At 65.4% G+C, this 16,978-nt stretch carries 12 protein-coding genes; 8 read left to right on the plus strand and 4 right to left on the minus strand.

Annotated features, from left to right (window positions below; genetic code table 11):
• Positions 1-171 precede the first annotated feature (171 nt).
• From NMB96_RS07585 to NMB96_RS07595, 3 genes are all read right to left on the minus strand, one after another.
• On the minus strand, positions 172-2,511 hold the full coding sequence (locus NMB96_RS07585; protein WP_255086606.1) for a TonB-dependent hemoglobin/transferrin/lactoferrin family receptor: 2,340 nt from the start codon (positions 2,509-2,511) through the stop codon (positions 172-174).
• A gap of 140 nt (positions 2,512-2,651) precedes the next feature.
• Positions 2,652-3,557: an EF-hand domain-containing protein gene (locus NMB96_RS07590; RefSeq protein ID WP_255086607.1), complete on the minus strand. Its 906-nt coding sequence runs from the start codon at positions 3,555-3,557 to the stop codon at positions 2,652-2,654.
• A gap of 141 nt (positions 3,558-3,698) precedes the next feature.
• Complete coding sequence (locus NMB96_RS07595; RefSeq protein WP_255086608.1) at positions 3,699-4,484, minus strand: DUF4198 domain-containing protein; 786 nt, start codon at positions 4,482-4,484, stop codon at positions 3,699-3,701.
• 203 nt (positions 4,485-4,687) lie between these two features.
• Between NMB96_RS07595 and NMB96_RS07600 the strand changes: the two genes are divergently transcribed.
• The 8 genes from NMB96_RS07600 (at position 4,688) to NMB96_RS07635 (ending at position 16,305) form a co-directional block, all read left to right on the plus strand.
• Entirely contained in the window at positions 4,688-7,396 is a 2,709-nt protein-coding gene (locus NMB96_RS07600; protein WP_183086925.1) for a bifunctional acetate--CoA ligase family protein/GNAT family N-acetyltransferase, read from the plus strand.
• Positions 7,397-7,502: 106 nt separating this feature from the next.
• Positions 7,503-8,543 carry a DUF475 domain-containing protein gene (locus NMB96_RS07605; RefSeq protein ID WP_023904704.1) on the plus strand — a complete coding sequence of 347 codons (1,041 nt, stop codon included), beginning with the start codon at positions 7,503-7,505 and terminating at the stop codon, positions 8,541-8,543.
• A gap of 1,468 nt (positions 8,544-10,011) precedes the next feature.
• Positions 10,012-12,513 (plus strand): ribonucleoside-diphosphate reductase subunit alpha, encoded by a 2,502-nt coding sequence (locus tag NMB96_RS07610; protein WP_043889540.1) that lies wholly within the window; start codon positions 10,012-10,014, stop codon positions 12,511-12,513.
• Between the two features lie 180 nt (positions 12,514-12,693).
• Positions 12,694-13,737: a ribonucleotide-diphosphate reductase subunit beta gene (locus tag NMB96_RS07615; protein WP_006448529.1), complete on the plus strand. Its 1,044-nt coding sequence runs from the start codon at positions 12,694-12,696 to the stop codon at positions 13,735-13,737.
• Positions 13,738-13,958: 221 nt separating this feature from the next.
• On the plus strand, positions 13,959-14,444 hold the full coding sequence (locus NMB96_RS07620; protein WP_023905603.1) for a flavodoxin: 486 nt from the start codon (positions 13,959-13,961) through the stop codon (positions 14,442-14,444).
• Positions 14,416-14,742, plus strand: a complete 327-nt coding sequence (locus tag NMB96_RS07625; protein WP_023905602.1) for a thioredoxin family protein — start codon at positions 14,416-14,418, stop codon at positions 14,740-14,742. The genes NMB96_RS07620 and NMB96_RS07625 overlap by 29 nt, the downstream gene beginning before the upstream one ends.
• 385 nt (positions 14,743-15,127) lie before the next feature.
• Positions 15,128-15,535, plus strand: a complete 408-nt coding sequence (locus tag NMB96_RS07630) for an acyl-CoA thioesterase (RefSeq protein ID WP_255086609.1) — start codon at positions 15,128-15,130, stop codon at positions 15,533-15,535.
• A gap of 110 nt (positions 15,536-15,645) precedes the next feature.
• Entirely contained in the window at positions 15,646-16,305 is a 660-nt protein-coding gene (locus NMB96_RS07635) for a single stranded DNA-binding domain-containing protein (RefSeq protein WP_255086610.1), read from the plus strand.
• Positions 16,306-16,367: 62 nt separating this feature from the next.
• On the opposite strand, the gene NMB96_RS07640 is transcribed toward NMB96_RS07635, so the two are convergent.
• Positions 16,368-16,883 carry a hypothetical protein gene (locus NMB96_RS07640; RefSeq protein ID WP_043889539.1) on the minus strand — a complete coding sequence of 172 codons (516 nt, stop codon included), beginning with the start codon at positions 16,881-16,883 and terminating at the stop codon, positions 16,368-16,370.
• Positions 16,884-16,978: the final 95 nt, after the last annotated feature.

Genomic DNA, 16,978 nt, shown 5'->3' on the forward strand with positions numbered 1-16,978 from the left:
CTGGGCGAGGGCGGCGCTGGTCGAGATGCTTCATGCTCAGTCGTTGAGGCTGAGTATCGGCACACGACACAGTGCGGCGGGTGTAGTACCCGGCCGTACTCCTTGCCTACCCTGCATCGCTGCACGGCCCGCCGTGCAGCGATGTGTAGCGGCAAGCGCGGAGATTGCGGGTCAGAACGTCACGTACAACGTGGCGCGCACATTGCGGCCAGGTTCGCTGTAGCGGCCGATGCCGTCGTCGGTGGCATAGCCATACAAATAGAAATCGCCACGGGTGACGTTGCGGATGCGCGCCCATTGCGAATAGCGCTCGTCGAACAGGTTGTACACGCCCAGATTGACGCGCACATGCGCGTTGAAGCGGTAGCTGCCGAATAGATCGACCACGCTGTAGGCGTCGCTGAGGAACGGCTCGGCCGGGACACCGAAGATATCGTTCTCCACGTTGACGTCCTTGGCCTTCTTGGCCAGCGCATGGGTGATGTTTGCAGTGATGCGCAGGCGCTCGTCCAACCCCTCCCAGCTGAGGCCGAGCACGCCGCGATCCGGATTGATGCTGTCCAGCGGGCGGCCGTCTTCCAGCTCGCCCTGGTTGTGGGTCCATGCCGCGCGCAGCAGCCAGGCGTCGCCGAGCTTGAATTGCGCATCCAGTTCCACGCCCTTGACCTCGACCTGGCCGACATTGAGCAGCGTGGTGTAGGCGTAGCCGTTGCGCGTGGTGCACACGCCGCGGGTACAGGTCTGGTAGAGCGTGCCGGCGTTGGCGGTGACGGTCTCGCTCTGGATGAAATCGTCGTAGCGGTCGCGGAACACCGACAGGCCCACGCGCGCCCACTCGCTCTCCCAGCGCCAGCCCAGTTCCAGGTTGAGGCTGCGCTCGGCTTCTAGGTTCGGATTGGCGGCCACCGTGGGCACGTTGACGGTGTTGCCGGTGGCGACTTCGGTCAGCGCGGTGATGCTGGTGGGGGCGTACATCTCGGCGGTGGTCGGTGCACGGAAGCCGCGCCCGGCCTGGAACCACAGCGTCTGCTGCGGGGTGACGGCATAGCTGATGCCGGCCTGCCAGGTCGGTGCGGCGAAGCTCACTTCGCGCACCGTGCCGGTGGTGTCGATAAAGGTAGGCGACAGCGTCGGTGCGTAGCGGTAGTGGTCGTAGCGCGCACCCAGGGTGAGCTGCAGGCGGTCGTCGAACAGGCCGATGCGGTCGCGCAGGTACACACTCCAGGTGTCGGCATCGGTCTTGGGCACCTGCGCCGGGTCGACGGTGGCGGTGTCCAGCGTGCCGGCGTTGTTCCAGCGGTAGTCGATCGCGCTGAAATGGATGCTGCGGCGTTGCCAGGCGGCGCCATACAGCAGTGATTGCGACCAGCCGTTGCCATGCACCAGCTTGTCGAAGTCGACCGCGAGGCGGTCCAGGGTCTGCTCGGTGTCGCGGTCCTCGGCACGGCGGCAGGGCAACGCCACAGTGCAGCGGGTGGTGGCGGCGGTGGCAGGGGTGCTCGATGTGCCGCTCTGGGTGAGGATGCGAGTGGTGCCGCGGCTCTCGGTCTGCTGGCGGTCCAGCTGCGCCTCGAGGGTGTCGAACAGCGCGTTGTTCGCGTTCCAGATGTAGCGCAGGCCGTAGCGGTCACGGTCGTTGCTGTCGTCGCCGATGCGTTCGGCGTAGCTGGGCGCACTGACGCGGCTCAGGTTGTCGACCCGGTTCTGCGAGCGGTTGCGTTCGTAGACCACGCCAAAGCGGTGCTGCGCATTCGGCACCACATCGAGCTTGGCCAGCACGTTGTCGCTTTCGCTGTCGATCGGGTCGGGCGTGCGCCGCGCGCTGCCGGTGTCGATCTCGGTGCTGGAATACCAGCCCTCCGATTCGTGGCCCTCGCGGCGGGTGTAGGTCAGCATCGATTCGACGATGCCGGTGCGGTTGGCCATGGTGATGTTGCCGAGCAGTTGGTCGTTGTGGCCGGTGTAGCCGGTCTTCAGGCCGACATAGCTGTCGTTGCCCTGCGCCTTGAGGTAGTCGTACGGATCCTTGGTGGTGAACACCACCGCGCCGCCGAGCGCGCCGCTGCCGGCACTGATGGAATCGGCACCCTTGACGATGTCCACGCTCTTGAGCGAATCCACATCTACGCCGCCGCGACCGGCGCGGAAGAACTCGTAGTCGCGCGCGGTCTCCACGCCTTCGGCCATCGACAGGCCGTCGATGGTCATCGCCACCCGGTCGCCTTCCAGGCCGCGTATGTTGAAGCCGTTTTCGCCGAAGCGGCCCATGTCGGCGATGCTCACGCCGGGGATGTAGCGCACCAGGTCTTCCATGCTCTCGGCCTGTTCCTGCTGCAACTGCGCGGTGTCGAGGGTGGTGACGTTCTGGTTGGTGGAGGCGCGCTTGTCGCGTGCGGCCTTCACTTCCACCGGGTCGAAGGTGGTGGCGTCGGCGGGTGCCTGTTCGGCATGCAGCGGGAAGGCCAGGCCGGCGGCGATCGCCAGGGCCAGCAGGGTCGGTGTTGAGGTCATCGTGGAGTCCACAGTCAGGAAAGAGGAATGGGCGCGGTAAGGCGCGGACCTGGCTGTGGGCGGCAGGGGATAGCCGCGTGGCTGGGTGGGGCCCGCCAGTGGCGGGCCGGGCGGCGCGGGCATCGAGGCCCGCGCAGAGGTCAGTCGGCGCGAGCCGGGGTGGCGGCCGGCGCTGGCGCAGTTGCAGGTGCCGGCGGCGGCAACGCGGCATCGCTGGCATCGACCACGCCGTCGTGATTGCGGTCGACGCGGGCGAAGGTGCGCAGGCCCGAGGCCTGGTATTCGGCGAAGCTCATGCGCTGGTTCTTGTCGGTGTCGAGCACCTTGAAGCGCACATGCACCTGGCGGTCGTCGGCCAGTTCGAGCGCGGTGAGGCGGCGGTTGAGGCGGTCCTCGAATTCGACCCGATATTCGTCCGGCGACAGCACGCCGTTACGGTCGCCGTCGGCACCCGCGAACTGCGCCGCGCGCAGGTCTGCGTATTCCGCCTCGCCCACCTTGCTGTCGCCGTTCTCGTCGTACAGCGCGAGAAAGCCCTCGGCCGAGCCGCTGTCGGGCATGCCGGGACGGCCGCCATCGCGGTCGAAGGCGGCCGTCGTGTCGCCCGACGCAGCCTTGGCAGCGGCCTTCAACGCCGCCTGTCCGCGCGCCCAGTCCTGCACACCGGCCGCGTCGAATTCGGCACGCGAGACCTGCCCGTCGCCATTGGCATCCAATGCCGCAAAGCGGGTCTTGCCCTGTGCGGCCTGTGCGCTGCGTTCCTGCTCCAGCGCACGCTGGCGGCGCTCGCGGAACTCGCCCACGTATTCGTCCTCGTCGACCGTGCCGTCGTGGTTGCGGTCGGTGGCATCGAAGCGGCTGCGGCGGAAGGCCGCGAAGTCGGCGGCGGTGATGCGGCCGTCGCGGTCGTCGTCATGCTGGGTGATGAAGGCCTGCACGTTGTTGCCGTGGCCGCCGAGCAGCGGGCGCGGCGCGGACTGGGCGAGAGCGGTAGCGGGAAGCAGCAGCGCGCACAGGCACGCGCCGGCCAGGGAGCCAGTGTTCATGGATTGCCTCTTGATGGGGAAAACGGTGCCGGGCCGTAGCGTTGGCTGGGCCTGCAGGTGGATCGCGATGCCGGGCGGAGGGACCGCGCCGGTGGAGTCATGCCGCCAGGGCGACGCAACCGCCGCAGCGGTTGCGCGGCGCTATTGTTCGAGCACCTGAAACGTCAGCGTGGTGCTGTTGCTGTACTCGCGCACCGGGGCGTCGGCCGGAGCCGGGGTGCGGTGGCGGCTCAGCGCCAGCCAGGTGCCGGCGCGGTCCAGCTTCAAGGTTGCGCGGCCGGCCGCGTCGGTGGTCACGCTGATCGACGTCGGCTTGCGATCGGAGGTCCACACCGCCTCGCTGATGTCCACGGTCTGCTTGGCCAGCGGCACGCCGTCGTACTGCACCGTGAAGACGAAGCTCTCGCCGACATACAGGTCGTTGGGATGCGTCACCGGCACCAGTTCCAGGCCCTGGTTGCGCGGCGCCAGCGCGCTGCGATCGGGTTTGCCGACGCTCAGATAGGTTTCCGCCAGGGTGCGCGACTGGAAGCTGGCAATCAGCGTGGCCCCCTTGGGCATGGCCACTTTCGGGTCGCGCACGGTCTCGCGCTTGCCGTCCAGTTCCCAGGTGCGGAACTGCGCGCCCACGCGCAGGCCGGTGCTGACCCGGTAGGTGCCGGGCTGCTTGCCCAGGGTGTGTTCGACGACGGTGCGGGTGTCGAGCGCCTGCACCCGGAGCGGTGCAACGTCGCGGCCATCGGGCCCGGTGATGCTGAAGTGGCTCTGGTCGAAGGCCGCTTCCGGGACGAAGAAGGTCTCGGCAAAGGCCGCGTCCAGGGTCACCGTCTGACCGGGCTGGGGGGCGAAGGTGTTGGGTGCCAGATAAGGCGTGTGCGCAGAGGCAGAGGCGGCAAGCAGCAGCGCCGACAAGGTCAGCAGTTTCATGGGGGGCCCTGTTCCGAATGAGTCGCTGGCGGCATGGGCGCGGGGCGGCGCTGAAAGCTGGCTGACCACGCAATATTAACGAAAATGCGAATCGTTCACAACAAGTGTGTGGACGCCGTCGCTGTCTTGCAGCCTTCGGGTCGATGACGTCGGCTTGGGCCGACGTGTACCGTGTCCGCTTCCCCCGTCGTCGTCGTTGCCCCATGAGCACCTATCACCTGCAGCAGGTCTTTCGTCCCACCACCGTGGCGGTGGTGGGCGGCAGTCCGCGCGATCGCTCGGCCGGACGCGCGGTGGTGCGCAACCTGCGCGCGGCCGGGTTTCCGGGGCAGATCGGTTGGGTGAGCCCGCGTTACAGCGAGATCGACGGCGTGCGCACGGTGGCGCGGCTGACCGATCTGACCTGGGTGCCGGACTTGGTGGTGATCACCGCGCCGGCGCGCATCGTGCCGCGCATCGTCTCGATTGCCGCACGCCGCGGGGTGGCCGCGGCAATCATCCTCACCGCCGGGTTGGGCAGCGGCCCCGGCTCGCCGGCCGCGCGCATGGAAGCCTCGGCGCGTGCAAAGGGCATGCGCATTCTCGGCCCGCACTGCCTGGGTGTGATCGCCCCGCATGCACGGCTCAATGCCAGCATCGCCGCGCATTGCCCGCAGGCGGGCGACCTGGCGCTGATTTCCGAATCCAGCGCGATTGCCGCCGCCCTGGTGGAATGGGGCGTGGCGCGTTCGGTGGGGTTCTCGGCGGTGGTGTCGCTGGGCGATACGCTGGATGTGGACTTCGGCGATCTGCTTGATTACTTCGCCACCGACTACCGCACCCGCGCGATCCTGCTGTACGTCGAACGCATCGGCGATGCGCGCAAGTTCATGTCGGCCGCACGTGCCGCCGCGCGCGCCAAACCGGTGGTGGTGGTCAAATCCGGCCGCCAGTTCCGCATCAATCCCAATGCCGACACCCACGCGCAGGCGCTGGCCGGCTCGGATGCGGTGTATGGCGCCGCATTCGCGCGTGCCGGGCTGCTGCGGGTGGGCGCGCTGGACGAGCTGTTCGCCGCCGCCGAAACCCTGGGCCGGCTCGGTAGTTTTCCGGGCCGGCGCCTGGCCATATTGAGCAACGGCGGCGGGGTGGGGCAGCTGGCGGTGGACCAACTGGTGCTGCGCGGCGGCACCCTGGCCGAGCTGTCGGCCAAGACGCTGGAGCGGCTCGATCAATCGCTGCCCGAGGGCTGGTCGCGCAGCAATCCGGTCGACATCATCGTCGACGCCGATGGGCCGCGCTATGCCGCGGCGATCGAAGCGCTGCTTGACGATCCGGAGAACGACGCGCTGCTGGTGGTCAACGTGCCGACCGCCTTCACCTCCTCGGCCGATGCGGCCAAGGCGTTGACCCGCGCGCTGGACCAACGCGACCGCTATCAGCGCGAAAAACCGGTGTTTGCGGTGTGGCTGGGCCAGGACGATGCGGCGATCGCCGCGCTCAATGCCGCGCGCGTGCCCACCTACGCCACCGAATCGGACGCGGTGCGCGGCTTCACCCACCTGGTGCGCTACCGCGAGGCGCAGGCGGCGTTGATGGAAACCCCGCCCAGCCTGCCGGAAGACTTCGTGGTGGATGCCGGCATCGCCCGCGCGGTGGTCGATGAGGCCTTGGCCGCCGGCCGGCGTTGGCTGGATCCGGTCGCCACCAACCGGCTGCTGGCCGCCTACGGCATCCCGATCGTGCCGCTGCAGGTGGCCGCCACCGCCAACGAAGCCGCATTGCTGGCCGACCCGCTGCTAGCTGTCGGCCGCACGGTGACCTTGAAGGTGTTGTCCAACGACATCGCGCACAAGTCCGATGTCGACGGCGTGCGCCTGAATCTGTCCAGCGTGGCGGCGGTACGCGAAGCGGCGGCCGGTATCCTGGCGCGCGCGCGCGCCGCGCAGCCCGATGCGGTCATCGATGGGGTGATCGTGCAGCCCACCGTGCTGCGGCCCAAGGCGCGCGAACTGATCGCCGGCATTGCCGACGACCCGGTGTTCGGCCCGGCGATCGTGTTCGGGCGCGGCGGCACCGCGGTGGAAGTGATCAACGACCGCGAGCTGGCGCTGCCGCCGCTGGACCTGCGTCTGGCGCACGAGTTGATCGGGCGCACGCGGGTCTCGCGCATCCTCAAGGCCTACCGCGATGTGCCGGCCGCCGACGAGCGCGCGGTGGCGCTGGTGTTGGTCAAGCTGGCGCAGCTGGCCGCCGACATCCCTGAAATCACCGAGCTGGATATCAATCCGCTGCTGGCCGACCGCGATGGCGTGATCGCGCTGGACGCGCGCGTGGCGGTGGCGCCGGCGCGCAAGCTGCATAAAGGCCGCGGCCATCCGCGCTTTGCGATCTTTCCGTATCCGAAGGAATGGGAGCGCCAGATCGCGCTCGGCGATGGAACCCACGCGTTGGTGCGCCCGGTCCGCCCGGAAGACGACGCGCTGTTTCGCGCCTTCTTCGCGCGGGTCACCGACGAAGACCTGCGGTTGCGGTTCTTCCAGTCGGTCAAGCATTTCAGCCACGAATTCATCGCGCGGCTGACCCAGCTCGATTACGCGCGCTCGATCGCACTGGTGGCCATCGATCCCAAGAGCGGCGACATGCTCGGCGCGGTGCGCCTGCATGCCGACGCCGATTACGAAGGCGGCGAGTACGGCATCCTGATCCGCTCCGACCTCAAGGGCCACGGCATCGGCTGGCAGCTGATGCGCATCATGATCGAGTACGCGCGCTGGCTGGGCCTCAAACAGATCGAAGGCCAGGTGCTGCGCGAGAACCGCACCATGCTGGCGATGTGCCAGAGCCTGGGCTTCGGGGTCCGCCCGGATCCCGACGATGCGACCCTGATGGCGGTGACACTCCCTATAATGGGCGAGCCGCGCCCGGCCTGACCTTAGCGTCACGCCGCGGTTCCCCCTCCTCACCGCATGCCGGATCTGCCGGGCCTTGCCCTGGCCCGTTGCTCCGGCTGTCGTCTCGGCCCGCCTGGGAGTGTCAATGTTTCGCGATTTCAGAATGTCGTTCTTGGTTACAGCCGTCTGCCTGGGCGTTGCTGCCTGGTGGGGCCACACCACCTCGATGGGCCTGTGGCAGGCGCTGTGGCTATGCCTGGTGCTGAGCGTGCTGGAGGTGTCGTTGTCGTTCGACAACGCGGTGGTCAACGCCGGTGTGCTCAAGCACATGAACGCGTTCTGGCAGAAGCTGTTCCTGACCGTGGGCATCCTGATCGCGGTGTTCGGCATGCGCCTGGTGTTCCCGATCGTGATCGTGTCGGTGGCCACCGGCATGGGCCTGGTGCCGGTGATGCAGATGGCGCTGAAAGAGCCGGACCGCTACAGCCAGGTGCTGACCGACAACTACCCGTCCATCGCCGCCTTCGGTGGCATGTTCCTGTTGCTGGTGTTCCTCAACTTCCTGTTCGACCAGGAGCGCAAGCTGCACTGGCTCGGGCCGGTGGAGCGGTTGGTCGGCAAGCTGGGCAAGGCCGATGCGATGTCGGTGATCGTGGCGGTGACGGTCCTGCTGTGCACCAAGCTGTTCCTGCCCGAGGCGATCTTCCAGAGCGTGCTGTTCGCCGGCCTGGGCGGCATCCTGCTTTACTTGCTGGTGGGCAGCGTGGATGCCTTGTTCGAGTCCGAAGAGAGCGAAGATGGCATAGGCCCGGCCAAGCGCTCGGGCATTGCCGCCTTCCTTTACCTGGAAGTGCTGGACGCTTCGTTCTCGTTCGATGGGGTGATCGGCGCGTTCGCGATCACCCGCGATGTGGTCATCATCATGCTGGGCCTGGCGATCGGCGCGATGTTCGTGCGTTCGATGACGGTCTACCTGGTGCACAAGGGCACGTTGGACGAATTCGTGTTCCTGGAGCACGGCGCGCATTACGCCATCGGCGTGCTGGCGATCATCATGCTGGTCGGCACCGTGTACCACGTGCCGGAAGTGCTGACCGGCCTGATCGGGGTGGCCTTCATTGCCGCCTCGGTGTGGTCGTCGATCCGCTACCGCAAGCGCCACCACGTCGGCCCGACCGAGATCTGATGCCGCTCACGGGCCGCGCTCAGGGCGTAATGCTGTTCACTTAAGATCGGCTCGCAAGCGTTTTCGTGGTCATTGGGTAGGTGCCGCTGGATCTGTGGCTTGGCTGCAGGGCCCTTGCCCGCCCACCATCGCGGGACACGCCGCAAGTACGTCCGTGTAGGCTCTTACGCGGCATCCATGCCGCGTAAGGTCCCGCGACGGTGGGCGGACAAGGACCAGTCGAGTTGGTCGGTGTGCGCGGTTTTCGATAAAGCAACCGACTAACTTTCTGGTGCAGTGTCCTCGCCGCGCCCTCGACGCTGTGAGTTTGCTGCAGGGCCCTTGCCCGCCCACCCTCGCGGGACACGCCGCAAGTACGTCCGTGTAGGCTCTTACGCGGCATCCATGCCGCGTAAGGTCCCGCGACGGTGGGCGGGCAAGGGCCAGTCGAGTTGATCGGTGTGCGCGGTTTTCGATAAAGCAACCGACTAACTTTCTGGTGCAGTGTCCTCGCTGCGCTCTTGATGCTGTGAGTTTGCTGCAGGGCCCTTGCCCGCCCACCCTCGCGGGACACGCCGCAAGTACGTCCGTGTAGGCTCTTACGCGGCATCCATGCCGCGTAAGGTCCCGCGACGGTGAGCGGGCAAGGACCAGTCGAGAGTGTCGGGGTGCATGGTTTTAAAAAAGAAGCGACCGACCAACTTTCTGGTGCGGTGTCCTCACCGCTTGCGGGACCGTGTGGCGGCATGGATGCCGCCACCGAGCCCCCAGGGACGGGTTCACGGCGTGTCCCGCGAGCGGTGAGGGCACCGCGCCCTCGACCTGGATTCGGCAGTGGCGAGTTCCTCCCGTCGCTGGGTCAGACCAGGCGCCAAGCGTGCGGTGTCGCCTGAGGCAGTTGCGGCCAACTGTGACCGGCTTCAGCATCGATGCGTGTCGCAGCCAACCCAACCGGACCCAACTGGTCGATAAAAATGCCGGTTTAGGCCTTGACTGCGCAGTCCACTTGGACGGGTTCGCAGCCTCCCGCCGACCGTTCGTCAGACAGTGCTTTGTGCCACAAGGGTTTGCGGGTTTTTCCCACATTTGGTGTTGACCCCTCCCTAGCACCCCACTATCTTGGGGGAGTCGGTGGTTGGTCGCCCCAAGCGTCCGGACCAGTGAGAGCATGATTTGCAGCAGGTTGCCAATCAAAAGCCTCTCCGCGGCGGCAGCAACGAACGATCACAGCCATCCGGGCGTCGCCTGGAGCGGGCGGCGTGGTCTTGTTGCGCCGCTGTTGTTTCGCCACCGACCACTGCGCGACAGCACACCGCGCGGTGGCGGCCGTGGAATCTCCGGTAAGGAGATGGCTGGTGGTGTCGATGCCGCCGCAGACCTTGGGTCTTGCGTGTTGGTCGTCGCCCACCGCCATCACTGTCCAGGGAGTCCGGAGAATCGGCCGCAGCCCGTCCCCAGCCGGGTTCGTGTGCCTACGCATGGAGGACGCATGACCACCAACGACACCCTTGCCGCGATCGCCGCCGGTACCTTAGCCACCACCCCCAGCGTTCCGGCCAGTGTCGGTGCACCTGGTTGCGGCGCGCCTGAATTGACCGACCCGTCGGATGTTGTGCCGCCCCCCCGCCAAGCCATTGCAATGCACGCACAGACCATCGAAGAACAAACCGTCTCCACCTGGATCACCAAGGAAGCCGGCAACCGCAAGATTCCGTTCGAGCCGGAGCGCCTGGAGCGCGCCATCGACCAGATCCATGCCGAATTTCCGCAGCTGGACGTGGCCGACTACAAGCGTTCGGTGTTCGGCTTTGTCGACCGCAAGGACAGCGTCAACGCCGACGACCTGGTCGACCACCTGATCCGCGAGGCCGAGGCCCGCGTCGATCTGACCACCCCGGAGTGGGAGCACTTCGCCGCGCGTCTGTACCTGCGCCGCCTGTACAAGCGCGCCAGCCGCAACCGTTTCTACGACGCCAGCCAGAAGTACGGCTCGTTCGTCGGCCTGCAGGAGAGCCTGGCCGACCGCAATGTCTATTCCAACGACATCCTGCGCCGCTACTCCAAGGACGAACTGATCGAAGCCGGCAAGATGATCGAGCCGGAGCGCGACAAGCTGTTCGCTTACAACGGCCTGTACCTGCTGGCCACCCGTTACCTGGCCACCGACAACTCGCGCGGCGTGTTCGAGCTGCCGCAGGAGCGTTGGCTGACGATTGCGCTGTACCTGATGCAGGATGAGATCGGCAACGGCAAGGGCAGCCGCGAGCGCCGCATGCAGCTGGTGGGCGAGGCCTACTGGGCGCTGTCCAACCTGTACATGACCGTGGCCACGCCCACGCTGGCCAATGCCGGCAAGGTCGGCGGCCAGCTATCGAGCTGCTTCATCGACACCGTCGACGACAGCCTGCAGGGCATCTACGACTCCAATACCGACGTGGCGCGCGTGTCCAAGCACGGCGGCGGCGTCGGCGCGTACCTGGGCTATGTGCGTTCGTCGGGTTCAGCGATCCGTGGCGTGTCCAATTCCTCCGGCGGCGTGGTGCCGTGGATCAAGCAGCTCAACAACACCGCGGTGTCGGTGGACCAGCTGGGCCAGCGCAAGGGCGCCATCGCGGTCTATCTGGATATCTTCCACCGCGACATCGAGTCGTTCCTGGATCTGCGCCTGAACAACGGCGACCAGCGTCTGCGCGCGCACGACGTGTTCACCTCGGTGTGCATCCCAGACCTGTTCATGGAAGCGGTCGAGCGTCGCGGCGACTGGTACCTGTTCGATCCGCACGAAGTGAAGCGCATCAAGGGCTGGTATCTGCAGGACTTCTACGACGAGAAGAAGGGCGACGCCAACAGCAGCTTCCGTCGCAAGTACGAAGAAGTCGTCGCCGACGAGCGCATCACGCGCAAGACCGTCAAGGCGATCGAAATCTTCAAGCGCATCATGGTCAGCCAGCTGGAAACCGGCAACCCGTTCATGTTCTATCGCGATGAAGTCAATCGCAAGAATCCGAACAAGCACGAGGGCATGGTCTATTCGTCCAACCTGTGCACTGAGATCCTGCAGAACATGAGCCCCACGCGGATGATGCAGGAGATCATCAGCGGCAATCAGATCGTCACCACCAAGAAGGCGGGCGACTTCGTCGTGTGCAACCTGTCCTCGATCAACCTGGGCCGCGCGATCATCGCGCAGGACGACCAGGCAGATCTGCTGGGCGCCGACGTGCTGGAACGGTTGATCCCGATCCAGGTGCGCATGCTCGACAACGTGATCGATCTGAATCAGCTGCCGGTGCCGCAGGCCACCATCACCAACCAGAAGTACCGCGCCATCGGTCTGGGCACCTTCGGCTGGCACCATCTGCTGGCGCAGAAGTCCATCCATTGGAACGCCAAGGAAGCCGAGGATTACAGCGACGAGCTGTACGAGCGCATCAATTATCTGACCGTCCAGGCGAGCATGGAGCTGGCCAAGGAAAAGGGCACCTACAGCGTGTTCCGCGGCAGCGACTGGCACACCGGCGAGTACTTCCGTGCGCGCGACTACAACAGCCCGCAGTGGCTGGAGTTGTCCGCACAGGTGGCCGTCAATGGCGTGCGTAACGCCTGGATGCTGGCGGTTGCGCCGAACATGAGCACCGCGCAGATCGCCGGCTCCACCGCCTCGATCGACCCGATCTACAGCGCGTTTTACTACGAAGAAAAGAAGGACTTCCGTCGTCCGGTCGCCGCGCCCGGCCTGTCGCTGGAAACCTGGCCTTACTACGAAAAGGGCGCCTACAAGGTCGACCAGTTCGCCAGCGTGCGCCAGAACGCGCGCCGCCAGCGCCACATCGACCAGTCGATCAGCTTCAACTTCTACGTGCCCAGCACCATCCGTGCGAGCACGTTGCTGGATCTGCACATGACCGCCTGGCGCGAAGGCCTGAAGACCACGTACTACGTGCGCTCCAACGACATCGACATCAGCGAATGCGAGTGGTGCAGTAGCTAAAGCGCATTCGCGCTTTCGCTTCCACAGTTCGCGTTGCGAACTGTGGACCCTGCTTCATTAGCTCCCACACCCCGCGCCTTTGGCGCGCCCCCTGACTCAGGGGGCTTTCCTCCAGCACGATTTGTTGTCGCCGCCCAGCTGCACACGTGGACGGCGCCCGGAACACGAGTAGAGACCCACATGTCCGCAACACCGCTTGAGCGCATCAAGATCCTGGAGCCGCGTCACCCCAATCGCTCCACCGCCATCATCAATGGCCAGACCTCCGGCATCCTCAACTGGAACGACATCCCGTACCCGTCCTTCTATCGGGCCTACAAGGAGCTGTCGACCAACTTCTGGATCCCCGACGAGGTGGACATGAAGGGCGACGCGCGCCAGTACAACGAGCTGTCGGCGCGCGAGAAGAACGCCTACGATTCGATCATCGGCTTGCTGGCCACGCTGGATTCGCCGCAGACGCGCTTCATCTACAACGTCGCCGAATACATCACCGACCCGGCCGCGCATGCCAATGCCGCGATCATCGGCCAGCAGGAAGTGATCCATAACGAGAGCTACAGCTACGTGCTGGCCTCGATCACCGGCCTGGCCGATCAGAACCGTGTGTTCGAGCTTGCCCGCACGCATCCGACCATCATCAAGCGCAACGCGCCGATCATGGGCGCCTACGACGACTTCCTGCGCGACAAGACCGCCGAAACGCTGATCCGCGCGCTGATCCAGTCCTCGATCCTGGAAGGCATCAACTTCTATTCCGGCTTTGCGTATTTCTACAATCTGGTCCGCCAGAACCGCATGACCGGCACTGGCAAGATCATCAGCTTCATCAACCGTGACGAGCTGGCGCATTCCAAGTTCATCAGCGAGCTGATTCGCGCCATCATCGGCGAGAACCAGGCGCTGCAGGGCGACCAGCTCACCGACTACGTGCACAAGGCCTTCGAGCACGCGATCGACCTGGAAACGGTGTGGACGGCCGAAGTGCTGGACGGCATCGACGGTATCGATGTGGACGAGATGATCCGCTACGTGAAGTACCGCGCCAACAAGATGGCCGGCATGCTCGGCATCGAGAAGCTGTACGAAGGCGCCAACGACAACGTGATGCCGTGGATCAAGGCCTACGCCGACAACTTCACCGAAACCAAGACCGACTTCTTCGAGATGCGTAATGCCAGCTACAAGAAGACCAACTCGGATAACGGCTTCGACGATCTGTGAGGAGCCGGGATTCGGGAGCTTGGATTTGAGATGAGTTGAAAAAAGCAGGGATTCGAGATTTGGGATTCGTCACGGCAGCATCGAAGCGCCGATACGGATCCTGGATTGAAGACTGGGACTTAGACGTCTGCAACAAGCACTTGATGCGCTCTTGCGAATCCCCAATCCCGACTCTCAGCTCTTCAACGAATCCCTAATTCCGACTCCCCAATCCCCGCCCCATGAACATCCTGCTTGCACTCGCATCGCTCAGCGGCAACACGCGTGATGTTGCACGCAGTGTGGCCTTGCGCTGCGAAGCCGCCGGGCATGCGGTGACCTGGGTGGAAACCGATGTGCAGACGCTGGCGCAAGTGCCGCACGCGCCGGGACACTACGAACTGGTTCTGCTCGGTAGCTGGACCGACAACGGTGGCCGCACACCGGCAGAGATGAAACGCTTCATCGTCGAGCTGGTCGAAACGCTGGGCAAGCCACCGCAGGTGGCGGTGTTCGGCACCGGCGAAACGCAGTGGGGCGAAGACTATTTCTGCGGCGCGGTGCACCGTATGGCACAGTTCTTTGCCAGCCCGTTTCCACGTTTGACCATCGAACAGATGCCCCACGGCGTGCGCGATGCGCAGGCCATCGCTACCTGGACCGATGCGGTCCTGGCCCAATGCAAGAATCAATTCCATGATGCAGACCATTACCGTCACCTCGCCTGAGCACTACACCGCCGCCTTGGCTGCGCATCCACGCGCGCTGGTGGATTTCTACAAGGACAATTGCCCCGGCTGTCGCATGCTCGACATGTCGCTGGACAAGTTTGCCGCCAGCGACGCCGCCGACGGTGTGGCCTTGTTGAAGGTAAAGCTGGAAGTGGTGGGCGAAGAATTCTTCCGTGATCTCGGCCTGCGCCAGACCCCGACCCTGGCGCTGTATCGCGATGGCAGCGAAGTGGCGCGCCTGCCGGGCTTCCAGTCGCCGGCGCAGGTGGAAACGGCGGTCAAGAGCAGCCTCTGAGTCGTCGATGTAACCTATCTTCGATGCGCGTCATCGAAGATCTCGGTACACGCCGCCGTATCGACAAGCGAACGATGACGTGAACTCAGCGCTCTCGTAGGAGCGGCCCCAGCCGCGACTGCCTTCCCGATAAAAACATATCGCGCGCAAGGCAGTTCGCGGGCATGCGCCACGCAGACTGCCAGCCATCGACCAATGCAGTTGAGCCGGCAGCATTGCCTCCAACGCGTGTCTGCGCCGGCGTCGGCACAACGGACAGCACTACAGCAGCGGCGCTGCGTTCCGGCGGACGCCGCTGCGGCTTGAAGGCATCTCCGGCGCGCGCCCGGCTGTTGCAATCGCTTTGGCACGCAGTGGCCGCACATCCCCCTCTTTGGAAACCCGCATGTCAGACAGCTCGCAGACGCCTCCCCCGACCGAAGTGCGCATGGTCGAGATCGTATTCCCCAACCACACCAACCACATGGGCACGTTGTTCGGCGGCCAGGCACTGGCGTGGATGGACAAGGCCGCATTCCTGGCAGCATCGCGCTATGCGCGGCGTGCGGTGGTGACCGCGCGTTCGGATCAGGTGGATTTCAAACTGCCGATCCGCCAGGGCCAGATGGTGGAAACCATCGCGCGCGTGGTGTCGGTGGGGCGCAGCTCGATCAAGGTGGAAGTGGAATTGATCGCCGAAGACCTGCTCAGTGGCGCGCGCGAGCTGTGCACGCGCGGTCACTTCGTGATGATCGCGCTCGGCGCCGATGGCAAGCCGACCACGGTGACGCCGTTGCCCGCACCGCAGGCCTGAACCGCTTGCGGTAGGCGGCAGTGGTGCGCGCGGTAGACTCGGTCTCTTTACTCACAGGAAGTCATGCGATGCGAAGGATCCGCGCACCGCGCTGGATGGCGGTGCTGATGATGACCGCGCTGCTCGGCGCGTGCCGCGCGCCGCTGCCGGCCCAGAGTGACAAGGCCGTTGCGCCGATGGATCCGGATCGCGTGCTGATCGGTCGCATCCAGGGCAGCGCCGACATCAGTCCGCTGCTTGGGAAAAAAGTGGCCATTGAAGGCATCGTGACCCGCAGCCTGGCGGGCGATAGCGACGAGATGGGCCAGGAGCTTGCCGAAACCCTGGGCGATGGCAATCGCGGCAAGGTGGTGGGCTGGTTTGTGCAGGACGAGGGCGATGGCGTGGATGCGACCTCCGACGCCGTGTTCGTGCTCGATCAGGGCTATGACACCGGAATCGGTGTACCCGGTGAGAGCGAGTACACGATGCGGATGGGCACGCGCGTACGCACGGGCGACCGGATCAAGGTGCGTGGTGTGGTCGCCGAGGTCGGGCAGGACATCGCGGCCGACCAACCGCGCAGCAGTGGGCATCAGGTCGGTCGCGGCGACCCGGCGGGCAGCATCACCACGATCGAGGCCGGCTGGATCACCCTGCTGTCGCGCCGTGAGCGCCGGCCGGCGATCGCGTTGGTCGACACGGATCCGGAGCGCAGCGCGGAAGAATCCGCCGAGGCGATGCGCCTCAGTGCTACGGGATCAGCGGCTCCCGCTAGTGCACGACCCTGAGCAAGTACTGACGGCTCTGTCGACCGCTATAGCGCAACGCCATGCGGCCGCGCGCGAAGTGCTTACTCCTCGACTTCGCGGTCCTCGCGCTTGGTTTCTTCCATCGCCTCGGGCTCCAGCTCTTCGGCGCTGCGGTTGAGTTTGACGAATACGCCCCAGGCGATCAGCAGCAGCGCCGCGCACAGACCCACCGCGGCCGCGTACGGCAGCTTGGCCGGGTCGTCGTGCATCAGCTCGAAGATCGACACCAGCGTTTCGATCGCCAGTGCAATCACGATCACCACGAAAAAGCGCGACAGATAACGCCGCACCCGCGTGGGCCCGCTGACTTTGACATCGCGCAGGATCTCTTCTTCGAAGATGGTCTGGCCCAGTTCCAGTGTCACCAGCGCCACTGTGAGCAGACCGATCGCCTCCAGCACCACGTTGAAGCGATCGCGCACCACCATGTCGCCGCCCGGCGTAAACCCGTGCCACAGCTCCAACCCGGCCATCGCCACCAGACCCGCCGCGCACAGCACGAAAAACGCCAGGATTACGAAGTGACCGGCACGGAACAGGTGGCTGAGCAGTTTCATGGCGAGCACGACGGGCGAGGGGATGCAGAGCATCGTGTGCAACGCGTCGTTGCAGCGCGAAGGCAGCGGCAATGCCGATTTCTATCGCGCGCGGC

The sequence above is a fragment of the Xanthomonas hortorum genome (assembly GCF_024339125.1).
GTDB classification, from domain to species: domain Bacteria; phylum Pseudomonadota; class Gammaproteobacteria; order Xanthomonadales; family Xanthomonadaceae; genus Xanthomonas; species Xanthomonas hortorum.

What these genes read in the sequence shown, in the direction of transcription:
- NMB96_RS07630 (WP_255086609.1), top strand. Translation starts at nt 15,128, where the DNA reads ATGTCAGACAGCTCGCAGACGCCTCCCCCGACCGAAGTGCGCATGGTC.
- NMB96_RS07605 (WP_023904704.1), top strand. Translation starts at nt 7,503, where the DNA reads ATGTTTCGCGATTTCAGAATGTCGTTCTTGGTTACAGCCGTCTGCCTG.
- NMB96_RS07615 (WP_006448529.1), top strand. Translation starts at nt 12,694, where the DNA reads ATGTCCGCAACACCGCTTGAGCGCATCAAGATCCTGGAGCCGCGTCAC.
- NMB96_RS07610 (WP_043889540.1), top strand. Translation starts at nt 10,012, where the DNA reads ATGACCACCAACGACACCCTTGCCGCGATCGCCGCCGGTACCTTAGCC.
- NMB96_RS07585 (WP_255086606.1), bottom strand. Translation starts at nt 2,511, where the DNA reads ATGACCTCAACACCGACCCTGCTGGCCCTGGCGATCGCCGCCGGCCTG.
- NMB96_RS07635 (WP_255086610.1), top strand. Translation starts at nt 15,646, where the DNA reads ATGACCGCGCTGCTCGGCGCGTGCCGCGCGCCGCTGCCGGCCCAGAGT.
- NMB96_RS07625 (WP_023905602.1), top strand. Translation starts at nt 14,416, where the DNA reads ATGCAGACCATTACCGTCACCTCGCCTGAGCACTACACCGCCGCCTTG.
- NMB96_RS07590 (WP_255086607.1), bottom strand. Translation starts at nt 3,557, where the DNA reads ATGAACACTGGCTCCCTGGCCGGCGCGTGCCTGTGCGCGCTGCTGCTT.
- NMB96_RS07620 (WP_023905603.1), top strand. Translation starts at nt 13,959, where the DNA reads ATGAACATCCTGCTTGCACTCGCATCGCTCAGCGGCAACACGCGTGAT.
- NMB96_RS07640 (WP_043889539.1), bottom strand. Translation starts at nt 16,883, where the DNA reads ATGAAACTGCTCAGCCACCTGTTCCGTGCCGGTCACTTCGTAATCCTG.
- NMB96_RS07600 (WP_183086925.1), top strand. Translation starts at nt 4,688, where the DNA reads ATGAGCACCTATCACCTGCAGCAGGTCTTTCGTCCCACCACCGTGGCG.
- NMB96_RS07595 (WP_255086608.1), bottom strand. Translation starts at nt 4,484, where the DNA reads ATGAAACTGCTGACCTTGTCGGCGCTGCTGCTTGCCGCCTCTGCCTCT.